Genomic DNA, 25,906 nt, shown 5'->3' on the forward strand with positions numbered 1-25,906 from the left:
CGCGGGCGTCCCGGACGGCGCCGGCCCCGTGGTCCGGCGTAGTGCACTTACGCTGGGCCGATGTCCGACACCACCTACCTGGCCGAGGGGTCGCGCACGGCGATCCGCCCCTTCACCCTCGCGGATGCCGACGAGTTCACCGCACGGTCCCGGGAGAGCCGCGAACTGCACCGGCCCTGGCTGTTCCCGCCCGCCGATCCGGACACGTACGCCGCGTACGCGACCGTACTCATCGAGGACCCGGCAAAAGCCGGCTTCCTCGTGTGCGAGCGGCACGGCGGCGAGGGCGCGGCCGACGGTGCCGTCGCCGGCTTCATCAACATCAACAACATCGTCATCGGCGGCTTCCGCTGCGGCGCCCTCGGATACGGCGCCTTCGCCCACGCGGCCGGGCGCGGGCTGATGGCCGAGGGGCTCGACCTGGTTCTGCGGTACGCCTTCGGGCCCCTCGGCCTGCACCGCCTCGAAGCCAACATCCAGCCGGGCAACAAGGCCTCGCTCGCACTGGTGCGCCGGGCCGGCTTCCGGCTGGAGGGCTTCTCGCCGGACTTCCTCTTCATCGACGGAGGCTGGCGCGACCACGAGCGCTGGGCGATCACCGCCGACATGAGGTGACGCAGCCGCGGGTCCGGCCGGGCGGCTACCGCGGCTGTGTCGCGAGCTGGATCAGATTGCCGCAGGTGTCGTCGAGGACGGCGGTGGTGACGGGGCCCGTCTCCAGCGGCTCCTGGACGAAGCGGACGCCGAGACCGCTCAGCCGTTCGAACTCGGCCTTCACGTCGTCCACGGCGAACTGGGCGAGCGGGATCCCGTCCTCGACGAGCGCGTCGCGGTAGGTCCTGGCGGCCGGGTGGCCGAGGGGCTCCAGGAGGAGTTCCGTACCGCCGGGCTCTTCGGGCGAGACGACGGTCAGCCACCGGTCGGTCTCGCCCACCGGGACGTCGTGCTTCTTCACGAAGCCGAGGATCTCGGTGTAGAAGCGCTCGGCCTTGTCCTGGTCATCGACGAAGACGCTGGTCAGATGGATCTTCATGAGGTGCTCTTCTCCGGTCCGGGTGTATCGGGCACGAGCCAGCGCTCGGTGATCTGCCGCAGCGGCGCCGTGCGCAGTTCGTGGAACTTGTAACGGCCCTCCCGCCTGGTCTCCACGAGCCCGGCGGCTTCCAGCACGGCGAGGTGCTGCGAGACCCCCTGACGCGAGATGCCGAGCCCGTGTCTCATGCTCAGCCGCGAACAGATCTCGAACAGTGTCTGTCCGGACTGCTCCGTGAGCTCGTCGAGGATGGTGCGACGGGTGGGGTCGGCCAGGGCTTTGAAGAGGTCGTCGGCCACCCCCACATGATAGGCAAGTACTCACTTGCTTGTTATGGGGGCGCGCCATCGGCGGACGCGGCTCCCCGGCACCCGCTCGTCGCCCGTCCGTCCGGATGGTGTACGAATTCCCGGGTGAACGAACAGATCCGGCCCGCGACCCTTCGCCTGTTCATCGCGCTCGCCCCGCCCGACCGGGCGAAGGAGGAGCTCGCCCGGGAGCTGCGCCCCGCGTACGCCACGCACCCGGACATGCGGTGGAACCGCATCGAGGACTGGCACATCACCCTGGCGTTCCTCGGTGAGCTCCCCGTATCGGCCGTCCCTCCGCTGCTTCCGCGGCTCGCCGCCCTCGCGGCGGCCCGCAGGCCGGTGCGGCTGGCGCTGGGTGAGGGCGGGAACTTCGACGACCGGGTGCTGTGGAGCCGCATCGACGGAGAACTCGACGCGTTGCACGCACTCGCCGCCGACGTGCGTGCCGTCGTCAGGAGCTGTGGCGTGGCCCTGGAGGACCGGCCCCTGCGGCCCCATCTGACGCTGGCCCGTGCCCGCCGTGGCGATCTGTCCTCGGTGGCCGAGATCGCCGCGGTGTTCGCCGGGTTCACCGGCCTCCCGTGGCCGGCCGAACGCCTGCACCTGGTCGGCGGCACGACCGGCGGCGGCCCGGGACCGGTCCGCTACCGCGACATCGAGGCATGGCCGTTCGACGGCGGGGACCGGACCTGAGGCACCCTCGGCGGGCCAGGATGGGCCTCGTGTGTCAGGCCGGTGGGCCGCCCGTCCAGGGTGAGGCGTATTTCGCGGCCAGCGGGGCGATCTCCTCGGGTGTGAGGAGCCGCGGAGTGCGGTCGCCGAGCGCGAGGAGCAGCGCGGAGACCTCTTCCAGCTCCACGGCGGCGTCGACGGCCGCGGAGACGGAGTGGCCGGCGACGACGGGCCCGTGGTTCTGCAGCAGAGCCGCCCGGAAGGGGAACGGGAGGGCCTCCATCCGCTCCGCCTGCCCGCTGTCGCCCGGCGCGGCGTAGGGGAGGAGCGGCGTCTGGCCCACCCGCATGACGAAGTACGGGGTCAGCGGCGGTATCGCGCTGTGCTCGCTCCAGGCGGGCAGGCAGGAGGCCGCGGTTGCGTGCCGGGAGTGCAGGTGGACCACGGCGCGGGCGGCCGGATCGCGGCGGTAGAGCGCCGTGTGCAGCGGGAATTCCTTGGAGGGCTTCGGTCCGTCGAGATGGGCCCCGGCCGGATCGAGGACGCTGAGCCCGGCGGGGTCGATCCGGGACAGGTCCGTGCCGGTGGGGGTGACGTAGACGTACGGGGTGAAGCACCTGCGTCGCGACGGAGTGCTCAGCGTGCAGCAGATCACCCAGCTCCTGGGCGTCTCGCACATGACCGTGCGCCGTGACATCGCCGAACTGGAGCGTCAGGGACTGGTCTTCTCCGTACCGGGCGGTGCCAGGATCGCCAGCCATCTGCAGAGCGAACCGAGCCACCAGGCCAAGACCCTCATCGAGCAGCCCGAGAAGCAGGCCATGGCCGCGCGCGCCGCGGAACTGGTGCAGGACGGGATGACCGTCTACCTCGATGCGGGCACGACCCTGCTCGCCATGGTCCCGCTCCTGGTGCACCACACCTCGCTGACCGTCGTGACCAACGACTTCACGACCGTCGACGCGCTGATGGCCGCGCCCCACCTCGACATCATCCACGTCGGCGGACAGGTGGAGCCCTCCAACCGGTCGAGCGTGGGCCGGCTGGCCGCCACCGTCCTGCGGCAGCTCGCCCTCGACATGGCCTTCATCAGCACCAGTTCATGGGATCTCCTCCGAGGCGTGACGATCCCCTCCGAGCCCAAGGTCGAAGTCAAACAGGCGGCCATGGAGTGCACCGGCAGTTCCGTGCTCGTGGCGGGCTCCTCGAAGTTCGGAACCTTCGGCAAGTACCGTGTGGCCCCCCTCAACGCCTTCGACACGATCATCTCCGACAGCGCCCTGGCCGACGCGGCGGCCGAGGGCGTGCGGGCCTCAGGAACCGAACTGCACCTGGTGAACGCCTGACGAAGCGCCGGACAGCGCTGAGAGAACGTCAACGGCCGGGCCCGGCGACGCCGTTCGCAGCCGGCCGCGCCCGGTTCCCGGCCCCTGACGATCCGCGCGACCGGTTACGGCTGGTGATCCTCGTCGGCGCGGCCAGAGAGGACCGGTTCGGTCTCGCCGCGGCCGAGTGGCTCGGGGCTCGCGCCCCGTTGCGTCGCCAGGACTTCGAGGTCGATGTCATCGATCTCGCCACGGCCTGGCTGCCGGACCTCATGGCGGCCGATCCCACCGCTCCGCTGCCCTCGGCGGTCCGCGACCTCTCCCCGTGGCTGGCCGCCGCCGACGCGTTCGCCGTCGTCACGCAGGAATACCGCTTCGGATATCCGGCGTCGCTGAAGAACGCGATCGGCTGGTACGACGACGAAGAGCCGCACGGCGCTGGACCTCTCCAGCTCGGCGGGCTCCGCCGACTCCGGCGGCCGCAGCGGCAGCACCGTCTCGCCCGGCAGCCGCAGCGGTTCCCTGCTGGTGGCCGGCACCTTCACGCCCGACCGGCCTGATAGAGCGCCCGCATGTGCGCCATCCGCAGCCGTTCCCGCAGTGGATGCGCCGTCGTGAGACCGGTCAACTCGCCCACCAGGAGGCTGTGCTCACCCCGTTCGAGCCGCGCCTCGAAGTGCTCCTCGACCGTCGTCAGCCGCTCCTCCTCCAGCTGCGCGATCACCGTCCGCACGAAGGGCTCGTCGGAGAATTCGGTGAACGCGGGACACCGCCACAGCGCCAGCGCGTCCGAGAGGGCCCCCGCCCTCGCCCGCGGTTCGGCCAGCGTGCGGGAGCGTGCCGCACGGGCACGGAATCGCTGCATGTCGAGGGCTTCCTTCTCGGCCCGGAGTGTGTACCCCGGCGGCCGGTGCACCACCAGGTCGCGGGACACCTCCTCTGCGTCCTCCAGGGCACGCCGCAGCTGGGAGACCTTGGCCTGCAGTGATGCCGGTGCGCTGCCGGCCGCGGTGCGCGCGGCCGGACAGGTGGACGGGGAACGTGCGATCCCGGCCCTCCTCGCCTGGGCCCGCCGTTCCCGACGCCCACCCGCCCGGCGGAGCCTCGGCCCGTACGGTCAGCCCGCCGGCTCCGCTCCGGCGGCCTTCTCGGGCGTGAAGGGTTCGACACGGATGGCGGAGAAGGCGTCACTGAGGAACCGGTCGAGCTCGGCCGAGTCGCCGGGGCCGACGACGCCGGCCAGGGGGATGTCGGTGTCCGCGTAGCTGAGCACCGTCTTGATCGGCTCGTCCTCGGGCCGCTGGCTCCACCGGTGGACGAGCGGGCTCTCGCGGAACGCCGCTTCGCCCTCGATCCGGCAGTACTCGGCGCCGAGCTTGTGGCTCGGCCAGACGAACCAGCCGTAGCGGGACCCGTCGCCCTGGGACCAGGTCAGGTTCTCGGCGTCCGCGCCACCGGTGACCAACTGGAGGTAACGGGAGGGCAGATGCACCCCGGTGGCGAGCTCGAAGGTGTCCACCACGTCGGCGCCGCCGAAGCGGGCGCCGACCTCCAGGAACACCAGCCCGTCCGGGGTCTCGATGCCTTCGAGGTGGAAGAGGCTGGTGGTGATGGAGACGGCGGCGAGGCACTCCGCGGTCCAGCGGCTCAGCTCCGGGGTCAGCTCGATCTGCACCGAGCCGAGCGGCGTTCCCTGCGCGTATCCCAGGCAGGTGCCGACGTAGCGGCTGGCCTGGATCGCCATGGGCTTGCCGTCGATGAGCATGCCGTCCACGTGGATGATGGGTCCGGTGACGAACTCCTCGACCTCGAAGCCGTCCTGCTCGGCGCCCTCGGGCACCCCGGCCTCGCGGACCGCAGCCAGGGCCGCGTCCGCCGTCGGGTAGATGTGGACGTTCAGACTCGCCGCGCCGTCCAGCGGCTTGAGCACCGTCTCGCCCGACCAGGGGAGCCCACCTGGCCCGGCGTCGAGCGCTTCGGTCAGGGACAGGAACCGGGGGACCCGCAGACCCGCCGCGGCGACCGCGGACTTCATGACCACCTTGTCGCGCCAGGGCCTGATGTCCTCCTCCCGGTCGCCGGGCACGCCGAGGGCCGCCCGCACCCGGGCACCGGCGATCAGGTCGAACTCGGAGAGCGCGAGCACCATGTCGAAGGCGGGGAGGCCGGCGACGGCGGCCAGCACCTCCTCCGTGAGGTCGCCGGTGTCGGGACGCTCGATGAGCGTGCACCGGAGGTCGGACGGGAGAGTGGCCAGCCGGTCCGCGGGGCCGACGTAGGTGACGTCGTGTGCCGCGTGGTCAATTCCGTTCGCGTGCCGGATCATTTTGTCCGTGACTCGGTGCAGGATCAGGATGCGCATGATAGTTCCTCAGGCGGGCGAGAAGCGGTATGAGTAGGACGACGGCACAGGCGGAGCCGATGACGGAACCCAGAGCAATGCTCTGGGGACTGAAGGACGTGGTGAAGACGGTCACCAGGAGTCCGGCTGCCGGCAGCGACAGCTGATTCAGGAGAATGATGATGGCGATCGTCTTCGCGAAGTGCTCGCGCGGAATTCTCTTGACGCGCTCCGTGCGTATGACGACGTTGAAGAATCCGACGATGCCGAGCAGGAGCGCGTAGCTCAGCGCGTACTGGGTGAACGTGTTCGCCAGGCCGACTCCGATGCCGCCCAGGCAGATCAGGGAGTAGGACGTCATCAGGGCGGCGAACGGATTCAGCCGCCTCATCAGGACCGGGACGACGAAGAAGGTCAGGATGCCGACGATGCCGGCTCCGGCGCTCAACGCCGCGTAGTACTTGTCCGGTTGGTGGAAGACGCCCACGGTGGTGGCTGCGCTGGTGGCCATGCCGACACCGACCATGAGGTTGACCGTCATGGTCAGTCCGACCAGGCCCAGGATCGCGGGCAGCTTGAGCAGGGTCGTCACGCCCTCGCCGATGCCGGTGGCCACCGAACGGACCGTGGTGGGTTCGTCGGTGTTGCCGGCGAGTGCCTCGACCCGGAGCCAGCGGCGCAGGGACAGGGTGTTGAGCGTGGTCAGCGCGTACACCACACCGATCACCGCGAGCAGGCTGGTGGTCGGCAGCGCGGCGGCGAGCAGCGCGGCGAGCACGGGCCCCACCACCTCGCTGGTCTGTTCCGTCCCCTGGATGATCGACTGCGCCCGGACCATCTGGTCCATGGGAACGAACCGGGGGAGCGTGGCCTCAAGGGCGACGTACGACTGCGCGCCGGCCACTGACATGCCGGCGGCCAGCACGCACAGCGTGAGGAACTTCCCGTCGGGCAGCAGGAACATCAGCGCGAACGCGGTCAGCGCCAGCCCGGAGCGGACGATGTCCGAGCCTATGTACAGGATGTAGCTGCGTATTCGGTCCGCGAACACCCCGGCCACGGGCAGGAAGATCACCCGGGGAAGCCATTCGACAAGGAAGATCAGGCCGGTTTGCGACGCGCTGCCCGTCAATTTGAAGGCGAGCAGCGGAATGGCGAACAGGAGGAACTGGTCGCCGAGCGCGGCCAGTCCACGACCGGCCACGAAACGTGCCACCTGAGGGGCCGGCATGTAGGCGTGCTTCGGTATTCCCGCATCGCCGCCGCCGAGTTCCCTCTCCCCTCCGGGGGCCTCGGTCGTGCTCTCCCTCTCTTCGTGGCTCATGCTCCCCCATGTTTCATGTCACCAAGTTCGACGAACGGGCTATCGATGTTCATGACCGGTCGGAGAAGAGGCCGCACGCCAGGAAATCCGGGCCCTGTCCCGCCTCTGCCGGGCCCCGCGCACCCTGATCCGCACGAGCCCGGTCACCGCGGGCCTCGACCCGGCCCGCACGAGCTTCCCGCCCGTCCCGGACGCCGTGAAAAGCTGCCCCCTGAACTCCCCGTCCACGCGCTGCTGTTCCTCATCGCGGACCTCCCCGACTCGCGGTCCGAGACCAGCTGACTCATGCCCCCTGCTCGCGGGGCGGTGCCAGAATATACGGCTCGCCCCGATCTTCCCCAAGCTTCGGCGCATCCGGGACCTGCGCCTCTCCCGCCGGTCGCGAGGAGGAAGGCGTTACGTGTCAACATCTGAACACCCCTTGCCTGGCGCCTAGTCGGGAGCTAACTTCCGATATCGAACACTTCAGGCGAGGCGCCGGCGAGGCGCGTTCCGCCGGGAAGTTTCATCCGGGCCACTTACATGGGGGTGTTGTGGGGCCGCGTACCGTTGCCAAACTTCTGGAGTTCGAGCAGGTCGTCATCCCTGCGGTGAACCGTCTCCGGCAGCTGCGGAGCAAGGCTCGTGATGGCTCACCGGACGGCTCCGACGAGGAGATACGTGTCGCTGTCGACGCCGTCCGCTCCGCCGTCGAGGGTCTGCGAGGTCTGATGCCGGAGCGTCAGATCGCGGCCACGTGCGAGGATCTGAGGGTCTGGCAGGAAGCGGGCTGCGAGGGCGTGCCGCACTTCGACAGCACCCGGGACGCGGTGCCCGCACCCGAGGACGGCGAGGCCGCCGCTTTCGTGGGGCCCGTGACCCTTCCCAACAGCGACCGGCACGACGTCCACATCGAGGCGTTCTCGGTGATCCGCCAGGACCCGGACAGCACCCCTCTGCTCCAGGCCACCTACCCGCACCCCAAGGCCGTCTTCCAGTCCACCCGGCTGCTGTCCGCCTCCCGCGGTCTGCGGGAGGGCAACTGCGTGGTCTTCTTCCCCGAGAACATCCCGGCCGCCACGCGCTGCACGAACCAGAACTTCGCGTGGTTCTTCTTCAACCGGCACACCGAGATATACGCCCACACCCTGGCGATCACGGAGCGCCTGTGCGGACCCGGTTCGCCCTTCGCGGGCGAGGACGAGCTCGTCTCCGCGGACGTGGACCCGGAGGACACGTACCAGGCGCGCTGCGTCTGGGGGTACATGCACGACTACTTCCACCACACAGGACCGCGCCCCCTCGACCAGCACCTGGCGATCAAGACGACCTGGCGGCCCGGACTCCTGGAGGAGCTCAAGGTCGACATGAAGTCGGCGATCGCCTGCTTCGAGGAGGAAGTGCCGTACGGCGAGATCGTGTTCGAGTACATCCTCCTGGAGCGGCTGCTGCGCTACCCGGCGCAGCCCGAGCCGCTGCGCAACTTCGATGCCGGCACCGGCTTCGCACTGGGCACCTGGCTCGCCTCCCAGGGGCTGTTCACCCAGGACGACCAGGGGCGCAGCGTTCTCGGAACGAAGGCCCGCATCGTCGAGTCGGTACGTGAACTCGTGCGCCTGATCGAGGAGATCGAGACCACGCAGGACGACGCCGCCTACCGGTCCGGTGCCGTGGACTTCCTCTTCGGGACGCTGCTGCGCCGCCCGGAGGCCAAGCCGGACCGCTACGGCGGCCCCCTCGCGCCGCTCGACCTGTGGGGCTCAGAGGTCCATGTCTGAGCCGCGCAGCGCCGAGGAGCTCGAAGCGATCCTCAAGGACCCGGGCTTCTGCCGCTACTCCACCGGGCACACCGCCGTTGTCGACTGGGATGCGGAGACGGGCTGGTCCGAGCCGCGCGTCGAGCCCTGGTCCGACCTGGTGATGGACCCCGCCACGCTCGGACTCCACTACGGGCAGGCGGTGTTCGAGGGGCTGAAGGCATTCCGCTCCGCCGACGGCTCTGTGCACCTGTTCCGGCCCGAGGACCACGGGCGGCGCCTGGCCAGGTCCGCCGCACGGCTCGCGATGGCCGAAATGCCCGCCACGCTGTTCTCCCGGGCATGTGCCGCGCTCGTCGCGGCCGACGAGCGATGGGTGCCCGGCGGCTACGGACAGAGCCTCTATCTGCGGCCGCTGCTCATCGCCACCGAGCCGGACCTGGGGCTCCGGCCGTCGAAGAGCTACCGGTGCGTGATCCTGGCCTACCCCGCGGACCCGTGCTTCGGGGCCGACTTCCGTCCGCTGTCGGTGACCACGTCGACCGAGACCGTGCGGGCCGTACGCGGCGGCACCGGCGAGTCCAAGTGCGCCGGGAACTACGCCGCCGGCCTCCTCACCCGTACCGAGGCGCAGGCCGCCGGGTACGACGAGGTGCTGTGGCTCGACGGGCTCGAACGGACCCGGATCGAGGAGCTCAGCACCATGAACGTCTTCCTCGTCTGGCGTGACGGGGCGCGGGCACGGGTGACGACCCCGCCGTGCGACGGAACCATCGTCCGTGGCCTGACCCGCGACTCGCTGCTGACCCTGGCCGAGGACCGGGGGATCGCGGTCGCGCAGGAGCACACCACGATCGACGCGGTCCGCACCGGCCTCCGCTCCGGAGAGCTGGCCGAGGTGTTCGCCTGTGGCACGGCCGGTGTCGTCGTCCCGGTGAGCCGGCTCGGCACCGGCGGCGAGGACATGACCGTCGGCGACGGAGGGGAGGGCCCGATGACCGCGCTGCTGCGGAACAGCCTGCTCGACGTCCAGCACGGACGCACGCCCGACACACATGGCTGGCTTCGGACCATCACATGGGCCGATGAGAACGGGGGACGAGGCGCATGAACGACAACAGCACGGCCTTGAAGAGCGACCGGGAGCCCGCCCTGTCGAGAGTCACCGTGATCCACACCCTGGGCCCCACGGGCACCAACCTGGAGAAGGCCGCTCACCACTGGCTCGCGGAGCGCGGCGTCGCCGGGAAGGTGACGCTCCACACCGAGGTGGAGGACGGCCTCGACGCGATGGCCTTCGACGGCACCGAGGCCATCCTCGCCTGCGCCGTCTACCCCCGGCTGCACGACCTCGTCTTCAGGAACCTGCACCGACTGGAGATGGCCGACAGCTTCATCCTCGACACCCACGACATGGTCCTGGCCGGGCGTCCTGACCACGCCGCCATGGCCACGATCGTCAGCCACCCGGCCCCCAGCAGCCTGGTGGCCGGGCTCGGCGACGTCACGCTGACCAGCAGCAACTCGTTCGCCGCGGCGCTGTGCGCGGCCGGGCAGTACGACGCCTGCGTGACGACGGGGCCCGCCGCCGCGGCCGAGGGGCTGCGGCTGATCAAGAACTTCGGCCCGGTGCCGATGATCTTCACTCTGCACGTCGGCCGGACCCTCGGTGACGACGACCGCGACGGCGCGGGGATCGGAAGCGCATGCTGATCGTCGTCCAGCCCCTGTCGGCCGGTGTCCGGCTCACCGCCCGGATGGTGGCCGCCGGAGTCCCCTGCCTCGTACCGACCCAGTTCCCCGAGCTGCTGCCGCCCGAGGTGCACTCCGGCGCGACCGTCGTCGACTGGCACCCCGGCGCGGGTGTGGCCGGACTGCTCCGCCTGGTCGAGAAGGCCGTCGCGGAGACCGGTGCCGCGCCCACCGGCGTCATCGCCGGCTTCGAGTACGCGGTACCGGAGGCCGCCGAACTGGCCCGGACCCTCGGGCTGCCCGCGCTCGGCGCGGATGCGGCCGAGGCCGTGCGGCAGAAGGACGTCATGCGGCGGCGGTGCGAGGAGCGCGGGGTCGCCTTCCCGCGCTCGGTCACGGTCGGCCCCGGGGACACGGGCCCCTGTCCGCTGCCGTTCCCGGTCGTGGTCAAGCCGGTCGACTGCGGCGGCAGCCTGATGGTGAGCCTCTGCCACGACCAGGAGGAGTACGCACGGGCCTGCGCGACCGTGCACGACCCCGGCGAGGACGTGAAGTTCCACCCGAACCCGCGCCGGACCGCCGTGGTCGAGGAGTACGTGGAGGGCCCCGAGTTCTCCCTCGACGGCTGGGTCGACGCCGGCGGCCCGCACCTCGCGAGCGTCACCACCAAGTTCCTCTCCGCCCCGCCGGACTTCTTCGAGATGGGCCACATCGCCACCGCGCCGGAGCGCTCGCCGCACGGGGAGGTCCTGGAGCGGTACGCCCGCGAGGTCGTGGCCGCCTTCGACCTCACGGTGGGCCCGTTCCACATCGAGACCCGGATCGTCCGCGACCGCGGCCCCGTCCTGATCGAGGTCGGGGCCCGGCTCGCCGGCGACAACATCCCCGAACTGGTGCTCGCCGGACCCGGCGTGGACCTGTGCGCCGCCACGGCCGACGCCGCACGCGGGGTGCCGCACGACCCCGGCGCGCTGTCGCCGGTGAGCGCGGGCCTCGCGTTCGTCACCACCGACCGGCCCGGCACCTTCGCCGGAACGCTCCCCGGTCTCGACGCCTTCACACGGGCGGCCGAGTTCCGCGGCCTCCTGCCGGAGGCGGAGCCGGGGGCAGTGCTCGACCCGGGCGACATTTTCAGCAACCGGGTCGCCCGTATCCACTTCGAGGGCGACCTTGACCGGGTCGAGCGCCTCGTCGCCTCGGTCCTCGCAGACGTGAGGGTCGACGTCGACGGCGTCGGCCACCAGGACAAGGAAGGTGCCCCCGCATGAGCAATGAACTGACCGTCACCCCCACGACCACCCCGCGCCCGCGGCCCGAGGCGGACGGGGCGGCCGGGGCCGTCCTCACCGACCACGCGTTCTTCATGCGGACCGGCAAGCGGCGCGGCTGGCAGGGGCTGACCGTGGCCGACCGGGACAGCACCCCGGCGCTGCGGCCCACGGCCGCCGCCGTACTCGCCGGCCAGACGGTCGTCGACGAGTTCGCCGCCTACCGGCTCGCGGACGGCACGGTCGCCGTGTTCCGCCCCGACAGCCACATCAAGCGGCTGAACAACGGTGCCCGCCGGCTCGCGATGCCGCAGGTCGACTTCGACCGGGTGTGGAGTTCGGTCCGGGCGCTGGTCGAACTGGACGAGGGCTGGCTGGCGCAGGAGGCGGGAGCTTCCCTGCGGCTGCGGGCGGTGCTCGCCGCCGACGGCGCGGCGCTGACCGCCGGGCCCGCGGACGACTGCCTCTTCTACGTGCTCGGGTCGGTGCCTGCCGCCGCGGAGGCGAAGCCGCTGAAGGCCATGACCCTGGACGGGTACGTGCGGGCCTGGCCCGGCGGCACCGGTGACGTGAACGCGGCGGGCGGGCTCGCGGCGGGCGTGGTGCCCGGCGAGATCGCCGACAACTACGGCAACGACCACGTGCTGTGGGTCGACGGCCCGCAGGGGCGCTTCGTCCAGCAGATCGGCGAACTGAACGCGTTCTTCGTGATCGACGGCGTGCTGACCACACCCGCGCTCGACCGCTCCGTCCTGCCCGGCATCACCCGTGACTCCGTCGTGAAGCTGGCCCGGGACGCGGGGACCACCCTCGTCGAGCGGCCGGTGGAACTCGCCGAGGTCCTCAAGGGTGTCGCCGACGGCTCCCTCACCGAGTGCTTCGCCACCGGCACGGCCGCCGGGCTGTCGCCGGTGGTCTCCCTCGGCCACCAGGGCGAGGAGTACCGGCTCCAATCGCAGGAGGCCGGCCCGGTCACCGCGCGCTTCCGGGACCTGCTGGACGGCATCCACCGGGGCGAGTCCGTCGACCGGTTCGGCTGGATGCGGCGGATCACCGAAGTCGCGCCCGTACACGCCTGAGGGAGGAGAGAACCATGGCGTATGTCGTCACCGACGAATGCATAGGCTGCAAATACACGGACTGTGTGGACGTCTGCCCCGTGAGCTGTTTCCACGAGGGACCCGAGATGCTCTACATCAACCCCGAGGAATGCATCGACTGCAACGCGTGCGTCGCCGAGTGCCCGCCCGAGGCGATCTGGGCGGACATCGACCTGCCGGAGGACAAGCTCCAGTGGATCGAGATCAACGGCGAGATGAGCAACAAGTACCCGGTCATCTTCGAGAGCCGGGGCACCAAGGGCGAGCCCCCCGAGGCCCCCGCCGAGCCTTCCAGCCAGCCTTCCTGACCCACAGAGCGGGAGCCTAGGTCATGACGACCCACGTCGAGAATCCGTTCATGCTGGGCCTCGACTCGAACTTCTATCTGAAGGACGAGTTCGAGAGCCCCGAGAAGCGCACCAACGTCACCTGGTTCTACCCGAAGATCTGCGCTTTCCAGGACGCCCTCGACTCCGAGGGCAAGAAGGCGGAGTACTTCTCGTTCCTGGACCGCCAGTCCCACCCGGAGCAGACCGACATCCTGCTCTACTTCCACATCCCGTTCTGCGAGGCCTTCTGCAACTTCTGCGCCTGCTTCAAGGAGTCGGCGGCGAAGTACCAGGGCGAGCGGCAGAAGCGCTTCGTCCAGGCGATGGTCAAGGAGATCCAGCGCAACGCCCGCTCGAAGTACTTCGAGGGGACGAAGGTCAAGTACGTCCAGTTCGGCGGCGGTACGCCGTCCGCCCTGGAGCAGGAGTCGATGGCCACCATCCTGGAGGCCGTCCACCGCGAGTTCGACCTGAGCGAGGTCGACGGCATCTCCCTGGAAGGCAGCCCGCTCGGGCTCTCCAAGGACGGCTACATCGAGATGCTGAAGTCACTCGGCATCACCCGCATCTCCTTCGGCGTACAGACCCTCGACGAGGAGATCCGCCGCAAGCTCACCATCAAGGCCAGCGTCGAGCAGGTCCACCAGACCGCCGAGAACATCCGCAAGGCCGGCATCCGCACCTTCGCCCTGGACCTCATGTACAACCTGCCGGGGCAGGACGACGAGGTCCTGGCCCGGGACCTGGAGGGCATCTGCGGCGAGCTGCGCCCCAGCTTCGTCCAGACGTACCGCTTCAACCAGTGGGAGGGCACCCGCCTCGACCAGCAGATCCGGGCCGGCAAGGTCGCCGAGGTCAAGCCGTCGGGCGCCATCGAGCGGGACCAGTACCGGCAGATCAAGAACGGTCTGGCCGAGTACGGCTACGACAAGCAGCTCCTGATCAACTTCTTCACCCACCTCGACGACGCGGGCGAGATCGGCCTCAACCACGCCTGCGGCGGCAACGGTTACCGCGCCAGCTACACCCTCGGCATCGGTCCGGCCGCCGAGAACTACATGGGCGAGCGCAGCTACCGCAACCACACCGACGTCGAGCGGTGGATGCGGGAGGTCGACGAGGGCATCATCCCGATCGAGCAGGGCCGCATCTGCTCCGAGGACGAGGTCGAGAACCGGGTCATGGTCTTCTTCCCGGTCTTCGGCACCGTCCGCAAGGCCGACGTCGGCAACTTCGAGAAGTACCGCCGCGAGGTGGACTGGCTGGTCGAAGGCGGCTACGCGATCGAGACCGACGAGGACCTGACCCTCACCGAGGTCGGCCGGGAGAACGCCGGGAACATCGCCTTCCTCTTCTACTCGGACGAGGAGAAGGCCCGCGCCCGGCGCACGATGTACCTGTCGCTGAAGAACAAGCGCAACCCCTTCCACCAGGACGCGCAGAACATCCCGCGCACCCCGCTCTTCCTCCAGACCCGCCCGAAGTCGGCGGAGGAGACCACCAAGGAGAGCACCTCCGCCAAACCCGAGGGGAGCTGATCAGCCGGTGAACACCCGCAAGACCCAGAAGGAGATCGAGGACGATCTCCGTGGGGTGATCGCCTACATCTTCCCGGCGCAGCTGGTCGAACTCGACTCCGACACCCCGCTGTTCAACGGCGGACTGTCGCTCAACTCGACCCAGATGATCGAACTGACCCTGGGGTTCGAGACGTTCTACGACATCGAGCTCGAACCCGAGCTGCTGACGACGGAGAACTTCGCGACCCTGGGCTCCCTCGCCGGTCTCCTGGAGGAACTCCTCGAAGATGAGGTGTCCCCTGTCTGAGATCCGTTCGGACGTGCGCGTGGTGCTGATCCACGGGAACGCCGGAGCGAGCGTCGAGGGCATCTGGTTCCCGTATCTCAAGCGGGAACTGGAGGCCCTCGGCGCCGAGGTGGTGGCCGAGACCTTCCCCGACCCCATCAAGGGCCGGATGCGGTACTGGCTGCCCTACCTCACCGACGTCATCCGCCCGGACGGGAGGACGGTCATCGTCGGCCACTCGTCCGGCGCGCTGGCCGCCTTCCGGTACGCCGAGAAGGCGCCGCTCCTCGGCACCTTCGCCGTCGCCGGCCACCACCACGACTGCGGCTTCGAACTGGAGCGGCGCAGCGGCTTCTTCGACACCCCGTGGGACTGGGAAGCGATCCGCGCCAACCAGTCGTTCATCGAGCAGTTCCACTCGAAGGACGATCCCTGGGTGCCCTTCGAGGTCGCCGAGGAACTGCACGAGCTGACCGGGAGCACGTTCAACCCCATGCACGGCATGGGCCACTTCGGCTCGTACGACCAGCAGATGGACACCTTCCCGGAGCTGCTGGAGGCGATCCGCCGCCGCCTCGACGGGACTCGTCTGGAGGAACGATGAACGTCATGCTCGCCGACGAGCTGCTTGAGCGGCGGCGGGACAGCGCGGCCACGGCCGTCGTGGACCTGGAGACGGGCGAGCAGGTCTCGTACCGGACCCTCGCCCGGCGCGTCCAGGCCCTGACCGGCCTCCTCGCCGGGCTCGGCGTGGGCCGGGGCGGCACCGTCGCGATGGTGATGGACAAGTCCGTCGCCTCGGTGGCGGTCATGTGGGCCACGCTGCGGCTCGGCGCCCGCTACGTACCGCTGGACGAGTCGCTGCCGGCGGCCCGCATCGCGCTGCTGCTCGGCAAGTGCGCGCCCACGGCCACCCTGGTCCAGCCCGCCTACCGGGACCTGCTCGACGGCGCGCCGGCCGGGACGGTTGTCACGGTGGGCGCGGACCCCGTGGACGCCGGCGCCGGCTGGGACCCCTCGGCCGAGGCCGAACCGAGGCCGGCCGACGTGGCGGGCCGGGGCCCCGACGACCACGCGTACGTCGTCTTCACCTCCGGCTCGACCGGCTCGCCCAAGGGCGTCGTGATCAGCCACCGGTCGATGTGCGCCCTGCTGGCCGGGGTACAGGAGACCGTCGGTTTCGAGGACGGCATGCGCTTCCTCAACGTGGCGCCGCTCTTCTTCGACGCCTCCGTCGTGGATCTGTGGTCGACGTTCCTGGTCGGCGGCAGCGTCCATCTGCTGCCCCGGCTGCGCATGCCCACCCAGGTCACCCGCGCCGTCGAGGAGTGGCGGATCACCGACACGCTGCTCGTGCCGTCCGTGATCCGGATGCTGGTGAGCCGGTTCAGCGACGCCGGGCGCCGCGACCTCGGCTCGCTGCGGCGGCTGTGGTTCGGCGGCGAGTCGTGCCCGGTGTCGGTCCTGGAGGCGTTCTCCGCCCTCGTACCCGGACTGCGGTACGTGCACGGGTACGGGCCCACCGAGACCACGCACAGCGCCACGCTCTTCCTCACCGACGCCCCGGGCAAGGACGGCGAGGAGTTCCTGCCCATCGGCCATCCGCTGCCGGCCGTCGACGTGCTCGTCGTGGACGACGAGCTGCGGCCGGTGCGGGACGGGGAGACCGGCGAACTCCTCATCGGCGGAGCGCAGGTGATGACGGGCTACTGCGGCGAGCCGGAGCGCACCGCCCGGTCCGTGATCGAGCTCCCGGCCGGCGCCGGGGGCCGGTACTACCGCTCCGGCGACTACGTGCGCCGACGGCCGGAGGACGGCGCCCTGGTCTTCCTGGGACGCCGCGACGACGCCCTGAAGATCAACGGCAACCTCGTCCACCTCTCCGAGGTCGAAGCGGCGACGCTGGCCGTGGGCGGGGTGACGGACTGCTGCGCGGTTCCGGTGGCCCACCCGCTGACCGGCCGGGCGATCATGCTCTTCGTCCTGGGCCGGCAGGACGGCGACACGGGCCTGTGCGAGGAGGAGCTGCGCAGGGAGCTCGCGCTGCGGCTGCCCGACTACATGCTGCCGGCCCGCATCGAGTTCCTGGCCGACGGGGACGTCAGCCTGACGCCGTCCGGCAAGCTCGACCGCGACCGGCTGCGCGCGACGGCGGACGCGGCCGGAAAGGGTACGGAGTCCAGGTGACCGACGAGGAACTGGCCCGCTTCGAGCGGTGCGGCGTGCTGACTGTCGTGCCCCGCTCGGCCACCGGTCTCGCGCTCGGCGACGACCCCGCGCTGCTCCTGCGGCACCGGGCGGAGGAGTTCCTCCCGGCGCCCGGCACCGTGGACCGGCTGGCCGACGCGTACGCCCGCGAGGGGCTCGACGTCGAGGCCCGCACCGAGGTGGGCATCACCGTCTCCGGTGCCCCCGCCCTGCTCGCGGAGGTCTTCGGCCACCCGGTGCGGCCGGTGCGCAACAAGTACATCCGGGAGACGGTCCGCCACGAGTTCGCCGCCGCCGGCCCGCTCCGCTCCCGGCTCCACACCGAACTGGTCGCGGAGGTACGGATCCCCCGGGCGGGCTTCGAGCTGGGCGTCGACGCCACCCCGCCCCTCCCTCGCGACGCCCGGTATCTGCGGCTGCCCGAGGACGCGGTACGCCTCGCGGGCGCCGGGCGGCCGCACGCGGCCGGGGTCCGGGGCGACGGGGTCCGGGTCGTGATGGTCGACACCGGCCTGTACGACCATCCGCACCACCGCGCCCACGGCTACCGCACGAGGGTCGTCCCCGCGCTGTCCGCCCTCGATCCCGCCGTGGACGAACGCGGCCACGGCACCGCCATGTCGGCGCTGCTGCTCGCGGTCGCACCGGGCGCCGACCTCACCATGGTCAAGATGGCCTGCGAGAGCTTCTCCTTCCCGCTGGCGGCCTTCCAGCGGGCGGTGGAGCTGGCCCCGGACGTCATCTCCTGCAGCTGGGGCACCCTGCGCGCGGAGCCGCACCTCCACCTGGAGATCGCGAACGCGGTGCGGCGTGGGATTACGGTCCTGTTCGCCGCCGGCAACGGCTCCACGGACCGGCGGACCGCCATGTTCCAGTCGGTGGCGACCCCGGGCGCGATCACGGTCGGCGGGGTCCACGTGGGGCCGGACGGGCGCAGGCAGGCCGCCGACCTGGCGTCCAGCTACCGTTCGGACGTCTTCCCCGGCCGGCGGGTCCCCGACCTGTCCGGGCCCTGCGGCATGCTGCCGCACGGCGACTACGTGGTGTTCCCGACCCAGCCGGGCTGCATGTTCGACCGCCGCAACAGCGCGTACGACGGCACCGCCCCCGACGACGGCTGGCTGGTGTCCAGCGGAACATCGGGAGCGACGGCGTATGCGGCAGGGGTCGTGGCGCTCGCGGTGCAGCAGGGCATCGGCAAGGGCCGCGCGCTGACCGCCGCGGACCTGGCGGACGCCTGTCTGCCGGTGACACGGGGGCGGACGCTGACCGGCGACGACTGCGGCGGGACCTGCCCGAACGAGGCGGTGGGCCACGGACTGCTCACCGCCTCGCTGCCCGCGGCGCCCGGGTTCAGATGAGGCGTCGCATCCAGCCGTACCGGTCCTCGGCGCGCCCGAACTGGATGTCGACGAGGCTGCGGCGCAGCTTCATGGTGATCGAGTCCTCGGTGTCGGTGTCCGGTGCGGTCGCCTCGCCGTCCTCCCAGACGAGGCGGCCGACGGGAGTGACGACGGCGCCGGTCCCGCACGCGAACACCTCGCGGATCTCGCCGGTGCGGGCGCCCTCCTGCCATTCGCGGATGTCGACGGGCCGCTCCTCGACGTCGAGGCCGAGATCCTTGGCGAGGGTGAGGACGGAGGCGCGGGTGACGCCCTCCAGGATGGTGCCGAGCGCGGGAGTGATGAGACGGCCGTCGCGGGTGACGAAGTACAGGTTCATACCGCCGAGTTCCTCGACGTACCGCCCCTCGGTGGCGTCCAGGAAGCAGACCTGGTCGCAGCCGTGCTCACCGGCCTCCAGCATGGGCGCGAGGCTCGCGGCGTAGTTGCCGCCGCACTTCGCCGCACCGGTGCCGCCGCGCCCGGCCCGGGTGTACTGACCGGAGAGCCAGATGGAGACGGGCTTCACGCCGCCGGAGAAGTACGGACCGACCGGCGAGGCGATGACCATGTACGTGACCTCGGCCGCGGGCCGCACGCCGAGGAACGCCTCGGAGGCGAACATGAACGGCCGCAGGTAGAGGCTCTGTTCGCCCTGCTCTGGCACCCAGTCGCGGTCGGCGCGCACCAGTTCGGTGACGGAGTCGAGGAAGACTTCGACGGGCAGCTCGGGCAGGGCCAGCCGGCGGGCCGAGCGGTTGAAGCGCTCGCCGTTGGCCTCGGGCCGGAAGGTCCACACCGAGCCGTCCGCGTGGCGGTAGGCCTTCATGCCCTCGAAGATCTCCTGCGCGTAGTGCAGGACGGCGGCGGCCGGGTGCATCGTGATGGGGGCGAACGGCACGACGGCGGCGTCCCGCCAGCCGCCGTCCTTCGTCCACACGGCACGGGCCATGTGATCGGTGAAGTACTGCCCGAACTTGGGGTCTTCCAGGATCTCGGCGCGACGGGCGCGACTCACCGGGCTGGGATTGACCTCGACCGTGAACCGCACACTCATCGCAGGGACCCTCTCGGTTCCGGTGGTGCATTGTCGGACAGCGGCAGGCACGTTAGCCTGCGGCGGGGCAGGCGGCAAGCACAGAGAGGATACCGGAGTGGCGTCCCACACGACATGGACGGAACGCCTGGTCGGCAGGCGAGTCCTGTGCGTAGGAACGGACTTGGCGGACGTCGCGGAGATGCGGAGCGTGCTCGCCCGCTGGCCGTCTTTCGGGGCCAAGGTGTTCACCGAAGCGGAGCGCGCCTACTGCGACATCATGAAGGACCCGGCCGAGCGGTACGCGGTTCGGTTCGCGGCCAAGGAAGCGGTGCTGAAGGCACTGGGCACGGGCCTCGCCGGTGCACCGCTCACCGATATCGAGGTCCGGCGGGCCCCGGAGGGGAAGCCCTCCCTCCACCTCACGGGCCGAGCGGCGGCGCTGGCGGAAGCGGCGGGCGTCCGCACCTGGCTGATCAGCCTCACGCACACGGCGACGCAGGCGCACGCGATGGTGGCAGGACTCGGGGACGAGGCGTGAGCGCGTTGGGCCATGTCCTCCGGCCCCGGCATCCCGCCGCCCCTTGTGATTGAGCTGTATCGGGCGGCCATGGCGCTGTTCAGCGGGCAGAACGAGGTTGCCGGGCAGTGCCAGGGGACTGACCGGGATGAGCTCCGGGCCCCGCGCGAGTTGGGCACGCTGGAGCGGACCGAAACCCGCCGCGGTGATGAAGCCGCCCGTATCCCGTCTTCACGCCGTCGCTGATTGGTTCTCTGCAGGATGCGGGCAGGCACTGGGGACCGCAGGCGCTGAGCCCAGCTGACGGTGAAAGGCGCGGCCAGTCCTGCCAGGAGAGGAGGCGGCTCGATGGGCGCTCAGCGCGGCACAGCATTCACCTGGGTCATCTCGGACATCGAAGGCTCCTTAGGGGTCGGGGGCGAGGGGGGCCTGTGCGGCACGGAGTCAGGGGCCGTGCCGCACAGGCGGTCAGTGGCTGCTCGACGCCAACTCGCGGGTGCGGCCGGATCCGGTGCGAAGAACTCCGGCGGTGACGGCGGCGGTCGAGCAGAGCGGGGTCAGCAAGAGGAAGGCGTTGTTCTTCCAGGGTTCCCGGGCGAGGCCGGGCAGTACCAGGGCCGCGCCGCACAGCGCGGCACCGGCGGGGATCACGGCGCGTGCGCCGAGGGGGTCGGCCAGACGGCCGGCCACGTGCATCCCGGTGAAGGCTCCGAGGACTGAAGCAGCCATGCGCTCCTGCGGTGCCGCCGACTCAACGCTCCCGGAGCGGGGCGGACTGAGTGATCCGGACCGGTCGTCTCCTTCGGTGCATTGAGCAACCTCGCGCAATCGTGAGTAGCCCATTCAGCAGCATGCAGGGGGATCGTCTCAGTGCTCTTGTGGCCGCGCTCCGTGATCGTCTGCAACGCGCCTGCTGCCATCAGAGGTGGACCTTGCTCGCGGGCCGGTCCAGTTCGACCGGCATCGCGCTGAGGCACCTGCTGCCCGGCCCTCTGATCGCCGCCGCTGCGATGATGGGGTCATGTCTGATGGTGGAGCCAAGGTGCCTGCGTCCTCGCCCGGGTATGCGAAGGGGCGGGCGCGCCGTGAGCAGATCGTGACGACCGCTGTCGAGGTGTATGCGGATGTGGGTTATCACGGCGCCTCGTTGCGGGAGATCGCGAAGCGGGCCGGGATCAGCCACGTGGGCCTCCACTACTACTTCCCCAGCCGTGAGGCGCTGTTGGCGGCGGTGCTGGAGCGCCGGGACGAAGAGGACACCGCTCAGCTCGGGCCGAAGGTGTATTCCCCCGAAGCGGCGGTGCAGCATCTGGTTGATCTGGCCGATCACAATGCCCGGCATCCAGGCATGGTCGAGTTGTACGTGCGTCTCGCGGCGGAGGCGTTCGCCGAGGATCATCCCGCGCATCAGTACTTCAGGGAGCACTACCGGACGACGCGGGAATACGTGCACCATGCGCTGCGGGAGCTCGCGGAGCAGGGGGCGTTGCGGGACGGGGTCGATTCCCGGGTGGCGGCGGCCGGGTTCGTGGCACTGATGGACGGGTTGCAGGTGCAGTGGCTGACGAGTCCGGACGCGGTGGACATGGCCGGGGTGCTGCGTTCCTATGTGGAGCAGTTCCTCAAGGAGCCTTCGGCGTAGCGCCGTGCAGGCGTCGCAGCAGCAGGAGGGCGCATGCTGCGGTGGCCACTTCGCCGGTGGCCAGTGCGGTCCAGACGCCTGTGGTGCCCAGTCGGCCGAGGGCGGCGATCAGCGGGACTTTGATCAGGAGCAGGGTGCCGATGGAGATGAGGTACGCGGGTGCGGGGCGGCCCAGTGACTGGGCGTAGGCCGCTACCAGCGGGCCGATCCCGGCGACGGTCAGCCCGATCGCGATGACCGGCAGTGCCTGTCCGGCGGCGGTGATGGTGTCGTCATCGTTCAGGAACAGGCCGGCCAGGGGCCTGGCCAGCGCGGCGAGGGCGGCGGCGGTGATCAGTCCGTACAGGAGTGAGGCGAAGAGCGCGTAGTCGCGGGCTTTGAGTGCGCGGTCGGTCAGGCCGCGGCCGCTGTTGTAGCCGACGATGGGCTGCAGTCCCTGGCTGATGCCGGTGTGCGGCATCAGCACGAAGGTCTGCAGGCGGGCGCAGACGGCGTAAGCGGCGAGCGCGGTGGCCGACCCGGTAGCCGCGAGGGTGGCGTTGACAAGGACGGCCAGGAGTGTGACACCGGTGCCGGCGAGGAACGAGGGCAGGCCGACGCCCAGCAGCGCTCGCAGCGTCGGGCCGTGGGGCAGCAGGTCCCGGAGGCCGATGCGGTAGGAGCGGCGCGGCTGTACGAAGAAGAACCACAGGCTCATCGCCGCGGAGACGGCCTGGCCGCCGATGGTTCCGAGCGCGGCGCCCCGCACACCCATGTCGAATCCGAAGATCAGCAGCGGGTCGAGGGCGATCTGTACGGCTACGGGCACGAGCCACAGCAGGGTTGAGAAGCCCATGCGGCCTTCGGCTCGCACCAGGCTGGAGAAGCCGGTGGAGACAAGGGCCCCGCACAGCAGTACTGCGGCGTAGGGGCGGGCGGTCGCACGCAGTTCGCCGGTGGCGCCGAGCAGGGTGAGCAGCGGGTCCAGGAAGGCCAGTCCGAGGACGGTGGTGGCGGTGGCGCAGGCCCAGAACAGGGCGAAGGAGTTGCCCGCAGCACGGGCGGCGGCCCGGTGATCTCCCGCGCCCAGTGCACGGGAGATGAGGGAGGCGCCACCCGCGCCGACGGTGGTGGACACTGCGCCGAGCAGCAGCAACAGCGGGGCGACCAGGTTGACCGCGGCCATCGCGGTGTCGCCCACGCCGCGGCCGACGAACCAGGCGTTGGTCAGGGCGTAGACGCCGTACACGCCGACCGCGGCGGTGGTCTGGGTGCAGGTGCGCCACAGCAGACGGCCTACCGGGTCGGTGCCGAGCCGGGTGGTGTGGTCTGCGGCGGGAGCCGTCTGCGCGGAGGTCACGGGTGGGTGCGGCCGAGCAGAGCCATGGCCTCGTCGAGGTGCGGGCGTGCCCAGTCGTACTGTTTGGTGTCGGTGTGCCCGCGGTAGACGGTCTCGATGACCATGATCAGCAGCAGGTGCAGGCAGTACAGGCGGCGTCGTGTCTGTTCGGTCTCGGTCAGCTCGCCGTGACCGTAGCCGCGCATGAAGGGTGCCGGGTCACCGAAGGCGGCTATCTGGGTGCCGGCGAAGCCGGCCTCGATCAACGGGTCGCCGTAGGAGGCACGTTCGTGGTCGATGATGCAGACGATCTTGCCGTCGCGGACCATTACGTTGCTGTTCCACAGGTCCCACTCGACCAGGCGGGGTTCGGTGACCTCGTCGAGGCTGTCGGCGTGTTCGGCCACTACTGCGCGCACGGTGTCGTAGTCCCAGCCGATGTCGACGCCGCGACGCTCGCCGTCGACGAGGACGTTCTCGATCATCGTGGTGAACGCCTGCCGCCAGCCGGCATGGCCGGGTCCGGCCAGCGGGCCGAAGTGCTGACCGCGGACGGCGTTGATCTCCCGGTTGACCGCGCCGAGTTGCTCCATCAAGGCGTCGCGTTCGGCCGTGGGGAGCGTATCGGCGATGATGCCGAGGTTGTCGGCGTCGATATACGGCATGAAGAAGTAGTGGGCGTCGCACAGCTCGCGGCTCCGGTCGGCGAAGTCGACGGCGGGGACCGGCACGGTGGTCTGCGTGCGCAGGAGGTCCAGCGTGGTCAATTCGATCGACATGGCACCGTGCTCGTAGGTCATCACCTCCACCGCCGGCGGCGGGGCGATCTTCAGGACGACCTCGGCGCCGTCGCGCAGACGGATGCGATAGGCGACGTTGAACCAGCCGTGCCCGAGCTCACTCGCCCATCCGTCCCCGGCCGGGACTTGGGCGGCCCCGTAAGCGCGCTCGATCATGGCGCGCAGCACCTCGGGAGACTGCCTGTTCTTGGTGATGCTTTCCACACCGGGTCCCTTCGTCGATGGCGTGTTGGTGGTGCCTGCTACGGGTGCGAGATCGCCCGGTGCAACGTCGGTACCACGGCCGGCGGTAGGCCGGCGCCAAATATCTACCACGTGTTAGAAATCGACACTAGGGGGAGAGTGCGTTCGTACGCGGGTATGCAGGTCCAGGGCGCGTATCGAGTGGTGATCGATCTGCGGAATGTGCCTTCGTGGCATGGTCCGGTCCGATGGACCGTCCTGCGTGACGCGAGTGCAACTCAGCGACCCGGAGCGGGAGTTCATCGAGCCGTACCTGCGGATCGGTGAGTGCGGCCCGTATCCCGAGCGGCTGCGGCGGCAGTTCGAGGGCGTGATCCGGCGGGTCAGGACGGGCGCGCAGTGGCGGGAGATGCCGACGGAGTTCGGCGTCCGGATCGACTCCACCACCGTCCGGGCCCACCACGACGCGGCTGGGCTGCACCTTGACGAGGACGTCGTCACCGCCCTGGAGGAAGCAGCCATGGTGGAGGAGAAGGCCAGGTCAAAGGTGGCGGCCTCGAACGAAGAGGGCAGGGGGCCGAAAGCGACCCCGCGCGGGTGGCGAGGCGTCGCCACCCGATACGACAAGACCCCCGACAGCTACCTCGCCGGCCTCCACCCGCGCGCCTCGATGATCTGGGTCGAAGACCTCGCCGAGCGCCTCGTCCTCCCCCTCGGCACGGCCTTCCGGCATGGCGGTGGTCGAGCGGGCATGGGCCTTTTCCTTGCGGCGCTTGAGGAGCAGCATCGCTCCGGTGACGCCGTAGGCGACGGTGGCCAGCGCCAGCGGTCCGCCCATGGCCGCGCCGACGCCGATGTTCTTGGCTTCCTCATTGGCACCGGTGGTCACCGCGACCAGGGTGACCACGGACTCGGGCAGCGCGGTACCGAACGCGGCCAGGATGGTGCCGACCGCCATCTTCCCGACGTTCAGCCGCTGGCCCAGCCACTCGACCGCGTTGACGAACCACTCGCACGAGAGGCAGATCGCGACCGCGCACACGATGAGCAACACAAAATGGATCACACTGACCGTCCAGCTCTCCCGCACCGCGGGAAGCCTCGGAAAGACGTGCGGAGAGGGTTCCGGCGCACGACCTCGGCCCCGCGACGCACGTAAGTCGTCGACAAGGAACCGAAGGTCTCGCCCGCCCGGCAGATTCTGCACGGACCCAGCCACCGGGAACCCGAGGGTTCCAGCATGTCGACGACCGGTTTGCGGGGCTACTCCCCTTCGCGGCCGCCCACTCCGCACAGCGCGGAGATGTCCCCGGCAGTCCACGGACGCCCTCCATCAGCTACCCAGCACCGACGGACCCGGTGCTCCAGCCAGGTCGGCACGGTCCACGGCGCGGGAGCCGGCTCTCTCGCGGCACCCCAGCCCTCCGTGCTACCCCTACGGGAACCAACACCCGTGCGCAGAACACCGGAGGGCTGGGCGAGTTACCGCCGTTCGGGACCCAGGGTTCAATGCACCCGCCCCTTGTAATTGATCTTCATGGTGTCCATGTCCGTCGCGGTGGAACGCAGCTCGCCGTGTCCGTAGCCGGCCGCCCGCAGGGTCGTCTCCGCGCGGTCCTCGGCGATCGCGGACGCCATCTCCTCGCCGTCCTGCGCGTCCGACACCACCACGTACCGGAAGCTGAAGTGCTTCAGCACACGGTCATAGGTGAGCGACCCCTCCTCGGTGAACTGCATGGCCGCCAGACCGTGCTGCTCCACCTCCGTCAGCAGCCTCTCGCGCGCCTCGTCCGTCAGCCCCTCCCAGGTGCCGCGCACGATCACTCGGTAGGTGTGCTGCGTGGTCATCGTGTTCCACCGTCTCTGTCGCGTACCGCAAA

Annotated in this window: 28 protein-coding genes and 2 pseudogenes; 18 read left to right on the forward strand and 12 right to left on the reverse strand. The window is 70.4% G+C overall.

Features of this window, described 5'->3' with window-relative positions; genetic code table 11:
- Nucleotides 1-60 precede the first annotated feature (60 nt).
- On the forward strand, nucleotides 61-615 hold the full coding sequence (locus ACIQM0_RS30560) for a GNAT family N-acetyltransferase (RefSeq protein WP_401292757.1): 555 nt from the start codon (nucleotides 61-63) through the stop codon (nucleotides 613-615).
- Between the two features lie 25 nt (nucleotides 616-640).
- Here the strand turns inward: ACIQM0_RS30560 and ACIQM0_RS30565 are convergent, their stop codons facing one another.
- Together ACIQM0_RS30565 and ACIQM0_RS30570 are read right to left on the reverse strand one after the other, a co-directional pair.
- Complete coding sequence (locus ACIQM0_RS30565; protein ID WP_401292759.1) at nucleotides 641-1,033, reverse strand: VOC family protein; 393 nt, start codon at nucleotides 1,031-1,033, stop codon at nucleotides 641-643.
- A complete protein-coding gene (locus ACIQM0_RS30570) occupies nucleotides 1,030-1,332 on the reverse strand; it encodes an ArsR/SmtB family transcription factor (protein WP_401292762.1) in 303 nt (100 codons plus the stop codon). Before ACIQM0_RS30570 ends, ACIQM0_RS30565 begins: the two co-directional genes overlap by 4 nt.
- Nucleotides 1,333-1,446: 114 nt before the next feature.
- Between ACIQM0_RS30570 and thpR the strand changes: the two genes are divergently transcribed.
- The gene (gene thpR, locus ACIQM0_RS30575; protein WP_401292764.1) at nucleotides 1,447-2,037 is read left to right on the forward strand and encodes an RNA 2',3'-cyclic phosphodiesterase; all 591 of its coding nucleotides are present in this window, start codon (nucleotides 1,447-1,449) and stop codon (nucleotides 2,035-2,037) included.
- A gap of 34 nt (nucleotides 2,038-2,071) precedes the next feature.
- Here thpR and ACIQM0_RS30580 read toward each other — a convergent pair whose 3' ends face one another.
- Nucleotides 2,072-2,671 (reverse strand): class II aldolase/adducin family protein, encoded by a 600-nt coding sequence (locus ACIQM0_RS30580; RefSeq protein ID WP_401292765.1) that lies wholly within the window; start codon nucleotides 2,669-2,671, stop codon nucleotides 2,072-2,074.
- Here ACIQM0_RS30580 and ACIQM0_RS30585 point away from each other — a divergent pair.
- Together ACIQM0_RS30585 and ACIQM0_RS30590 are read left to right on the forward strand one after the other, a co-directional pair.
- Nucleotides 2,625-3,362: a DeoR/GlpR family DNA-binding transcription regulator gene (locus ACIQM0_RS30585; RefSeq protein WP_401292767.1), complete on the forward strand. Its 738-nt coding sequence runs from the start codon at nucleotides 2,625-2,627 to the stop codon at nucleotides 3,360-3,362. The two genes, ACIQM0_RS30580 and ACIQM0_RS30585, sit on opposite strands and share 47 nt — an antisense overlap.
- Nucleotides 3,363-3,475: 113 nt before the next feature.
- Nucleotides 3,476-3,901: an NADPH-dependent FMN reductase gene (locus tag ACIQM0_RS30590; protein ID WP_401292769.1), complete on the forward strand. Its 426-nt coding sequence runs from the start codon at nucleotides 3,476-3,478 to the stop codon at nucleotides 3,899-3,901.
- On the opposite strand, the gene ACIQM0_RS30595 is transcribed toward ACIQM0_RS30590, so the two are convergent.
- The 3 genes from ACIQM0_RS30595 to ACIQM0_RS30605 all read right to left on the reverse strand — a co-directional run bounded on the left by ACIQM0_RS30595 (nucleotide 3,883) and on the right by ACIQM0_RS30605 (nucleotide 7,006).
- A complete protein-coding gene (locus ACIQM0_RS30595) occupies nucleotides 3,883-4,206 on the reverse strand; it encodes a BTAD domain-containing putative transcriptional regulator (RefSeq protein WP_401292772.1) in 324 nt (107 codons plus the stop codon). The genes ACIQM0_RS30590 and ACIQM0_RS30595 overlap by 19 nt on opposite strands.
- A 252-nt stretch (nucleotides 4,207-4,458) precedes the next feature.
- Entirely contained in the window at nucleotides 4,459-5,703 is a 1,245-nt protein-coding gene (locus ACIQM0_RS30600; RefSeq protein ID WP_401292774.1) for an acetyl-CoA carboxylase biotin carboxylase subunit family protein, read from the reverse strand.
- Entirely contained in the window at nucleotides 5,642-7,006 is a 1,365-nt protein-coding gene (locus ACIQM0_RS30605; RefSeq protein WP_401292777.1) for an MFS transporter, read from the reverse strand. Before ACIQM0_RS30605 ends, ACIQM0_RS30600 begins: the two co-directional genes overlap by 62 nt.
- Nucleotides 7,007-7,539: 533 nt before the next feature.
- Between ACIQM0_RS30605 and ACIQM0_RS30610 the strand changes: the two genes are divergently transcribed.
- The 11 genes from ACIQM0_RS30610 to ACIQM0_RS30660 are packed head-to-tail and all read left to right on the forward strand — an operon-like array spanning nucleotide 7,540 to nucleotide 18,506.
- Nucleotides 7,540-8,763, forward strand: a complete 1,224-nt coding sequence (locus ACIQM0_RS30610) for a DUF6421 family protein (RefSeq protein ID WP_401292779.1) — start codon at nucleotides 7,540-7,542, stop codon at nucleotides 8,761-8,763.
- A complete protein-coding gene (locus tag ACIQM0_RS30615) occupies nucleotides 8,756-9,853 on the forward strand; it encodes a branched-chain amino acid aminotransferase (RefSeq protein WP_401292781.1) in 1,098 nt (365 codons plus the stop codon). The genes ACIQM0_RS30610 and ACIQM0_RS30615 overlap by 8 nt, the downstream gene beginning before the upstream one ends.
- Entirely contained in the window at nucleotides 9,850-10,455 is a 606-nt protein-coding gene (locus ACIQM0_RS30620; protein WP_401292783.1) for a bacilysin biosynthesis protein BacA, read from the forward strand. Before ACIQM0_RS30615 ends, ACIQM0_RS30620 begins: the two co-directional genes overlap by 4 nt.
- On the forward strand, nucleotides 10,449-11,702 hold the full coding sequence (locus ACIQM0_RS30625) for an acetyl-CoA carboxylase biotin carboxylase subunit family protein (RefSeq protein WP_401292786.1): 1,254 nt from the start codon (nucleotides 10,449-10,451) through the stop codon (nucleotides 11,700-11,702). The genes ACIQM0_RS30620 and ACIQM0_RS30625 overlap by 7 nt, the downstream gene beginning before the upstream one ends.
- Nucleotides 11,699-12,781, forward strand: a complete 1,083-nt coding sequence (locus ACIQM0_RS30630; protein WP_401292789.1) for an aminotransferase class IV — start codon at nucleotides 11,699-11,701, stop codon at nucleotides 12,779-12,781. The genes ACIQM0_RS30625 and ACIQM0_RS30630 overlap by 4 nt, the downstream gene beginning before the upstream one ends.
- Nucleotides 12,782-12,795: 14 nt before the next feature.
- Nucleotides 12,796-13,110: a 4Fe-4S dicluster domain-containing protein gene (locus ACIQM0_RS30635; protein WP_385027173.1), complete on the forward strand. Its 315-nt coding sequence runs from the start codon at nucleotides 12,796-12,798 to the stop codon at nucleotides 13,108-13,110.
- Between the two features lie 23 nt (nucleotides 13,111-13,133).
- A complete protein-coding gene (locus tag ACIQM0_RS30640) occupies nucleotides 13,134-14,669 on the forward strand; it encodes a radical SAM protein (protein ID WP_363024769.1) in 1,536 nt (511 codons plus the stop codon).
- A gap of 7 nt (nucleotides 14,670-14,676) precedes the next feature.
- Nucleotides 14,677-14,958, forward strand: coding sequence for an acyl carrier protein (locus ACIQM0_RS30645; RefSeq protein ID WP_401292793.1), 282 nt, complete (start codon nucleotides 14,677-14,679; stop codon nucleotides 14,956-14,958).
- Nucleotides 14,939-15,541, forward strand: a complete 603-nt coding sequence (locus tag ACIQM0_RS30650) for an RBBP9/YdeN family alpha/beta hydrolase (RefSeq protein ID WP_401292795.1) — start codon at nucleotides 14,939-14,941, stop codon at nucleotides 15,539-15,541. Before ACIQM0_RS30645 ends, ACIQM0_RS30650 begins: the two co-directional genes overlap by 20 nt.
- Nucleotides 15,538-17,124, forward strand: coding sequence for an amino acid adenylation domain-containing protein (locus ACIQM0_RS30655; RefSeq protein ID WP_401292797.1), 1,587 nt, complete (start codon nucleotides 15,538-15,540; stop codon nucleotides 17,122-17,124). The genes ACIQM0_RS30650 and ACIQM0_RS30655 overlap by 4 nt, the downstream gene beginning before the upstream one ends.
- Nucleotides 17,121-18,506 (forward strand): S8 family serine peptidase, encoded by a 1,386-nt coding sequence (locus tag ACIQM0_RS30660; protein ID WP_401292799.1) that lies wholly within the window; start codon nucleotides 17,121-17,123, stop codon nucleotides 18,504-18,506. Before ACIQM0_RS30655 ends, ACIQM0_RS30660 begins: the two co-directional genes overlap by 4 nt.
- On the opposite strand, the gene ACIQM0_RS30665 is transcribed toward ACIQM0_RS30660, so the two are convergent.
- Entirely contained in the window at nucleotides 18,499-19,584 is a 1,086-nt protein-coding gene (locus tag ACIQM0_RS30665) for a branched-chain amino acid aminotransferase (RefSeq protein ID WP_401292801.1), read from the reverse strand. The two genes, ACIQM0_RS30660 and ACIQM0_RS30665, sit on opposite strands and share 8 nt — an antisense overlap.
- A 97-nt stretch (nucleotides 19,585-19,681) precedes the next feature.
- Here ACIQM0_RS30665 and ACIQM0_RS30670 point away from each other — a divergent pair, with 97 nt between their 5' ends.
- Nucleotides 19,682-20,104 (forward strand): holo-ACP synthase, encoded by a 423-nt coding sequence (locus ACIQM0_RS30670; protein ID WP_401292804.1) that lies wholly within the window; start codon nucleotides 19,682-19,684, stop codon nucleotides 20,102-20,104.
- Between the two features lie 447 nt (nucleotides 20,105-20,551).
- Here the strand turns inward: ACIQM0_RS30670 and ACIQM0_RS30675 are convergent, their stop codons facing one another.
- Nucleotides 20,552-20,812, reverse strand: coding sequence for a hypothetical protein (locus ACIQM0_RS30675; protein ID WP_401292806.1), 261 nt, complete (start codon nucleotides 20,810-20,812; stop codon nucleotides 20,552-20,554).
- Nucleotides 20,813-21,104: 292 nt separating this feature from the next.
- Here ACIQM0_RS30675 and ACIQM0_RS30680 point away from each other — a divergent pair, with 292 nt between their 5' ends.
- Complete coding sequence (locus ACIQM0_RS30680; protein WP_401292808.1) at nucleotides 21,105-21,725, forward strand: TetR/AcrR family transcriptional regulator; 621 nt, start codon at nucleotides 21,105-21,107, stop codon at nucleotides 21,723-21,725.
- Here the strand turns inward: ACIQM0_RS30680 and ACIQM0_RS30685 are convergent.
- Together ACIQM0_RS30685 and ACIQM0_RS30690 are read right to left on the reverse strand one after the other, a co-directional pair.
- On the reverse strand, nucleotides 21,706-23,064 hold the full coding sequence (locus ACIQM0_RS30685; RefSeq protein WP_401292810.1) for an MATE family efflux transporter: 1,359 nt from the start codon (nucleotides 23,062-23,064) through the stop codon (nucleotides 21,706-21,708). The genes ACIQM0_RS30680 and ACIQM0_RS30685 overlap by 20 nt on opposite strands.
- Nucleotides 23,061-24,047 (reverse strand): phosphotransferase family protein, encoded by a 987-nt coding sequence (locus tag ACIQM0_RS30690; protein ID WP_401292813.1) that lies wholly within the window; start codon nucleotides 24,045-24,047, stop codon nucleotides 23,061-23,063. Before ACIQM0_RS30690 ends, ACIQM0_RS30685 begins: the two co-directional genes overlap by 4 nt.
- 241 nt (nucleotides 24,048-24,288) lie before the next feature.
- On the opposite strand from ACIQM0_RS30690, the pseudogene ACIQM0_RS30695 reads away from it, so the two are divergent.
- Nucleotides 24,289-24,717, forward strand: a pseudogene (locus tag ACIQM0_RS30695) (transposase); the annotation flags it as partial.
- Between the two features lie 135 nt (nucleotides 24,718-24,852).
- On the opposite strand, the pseudogene ACIQM0_RS30700 reads toward ACIQM0_RS30695, so the two are convergent.
- A pseudogene (locus ACIQM0_RS30700) lies at nucleotides 24,853-25,347 on the reverse strand (hypothetical protein); the annotation flags it as partial.
- A 185-nt stretch (nucleotides 25,348-25,532) separates the two neighbouring features.
- Nucleotides 25,533-25,874 carry a DUF6204 family protein gene (locus ACIQM0_RS30705; RefSeq protein WP_401292817.1) on the reverse strand — a complete coding sequence of 114 codons (342 nt, stop codon included), beginning with the start codon at nucleotides 25,872-25,874 and terminating at the stop codon, nucleotides 25,533-25,535.
- Nucleotides 25,875-25,906 lie beyond the last annotated feature (32 nt).

Source organism: Streptomyces sp. NPDC091387, assembly GCF_044756945.1.
Taxonomy (GTDB): domain Bacteria; phylum Actinomycetota; class Actinomycetes; order Streptomycetales; family Streptomycetaceae; genus Streptomyces.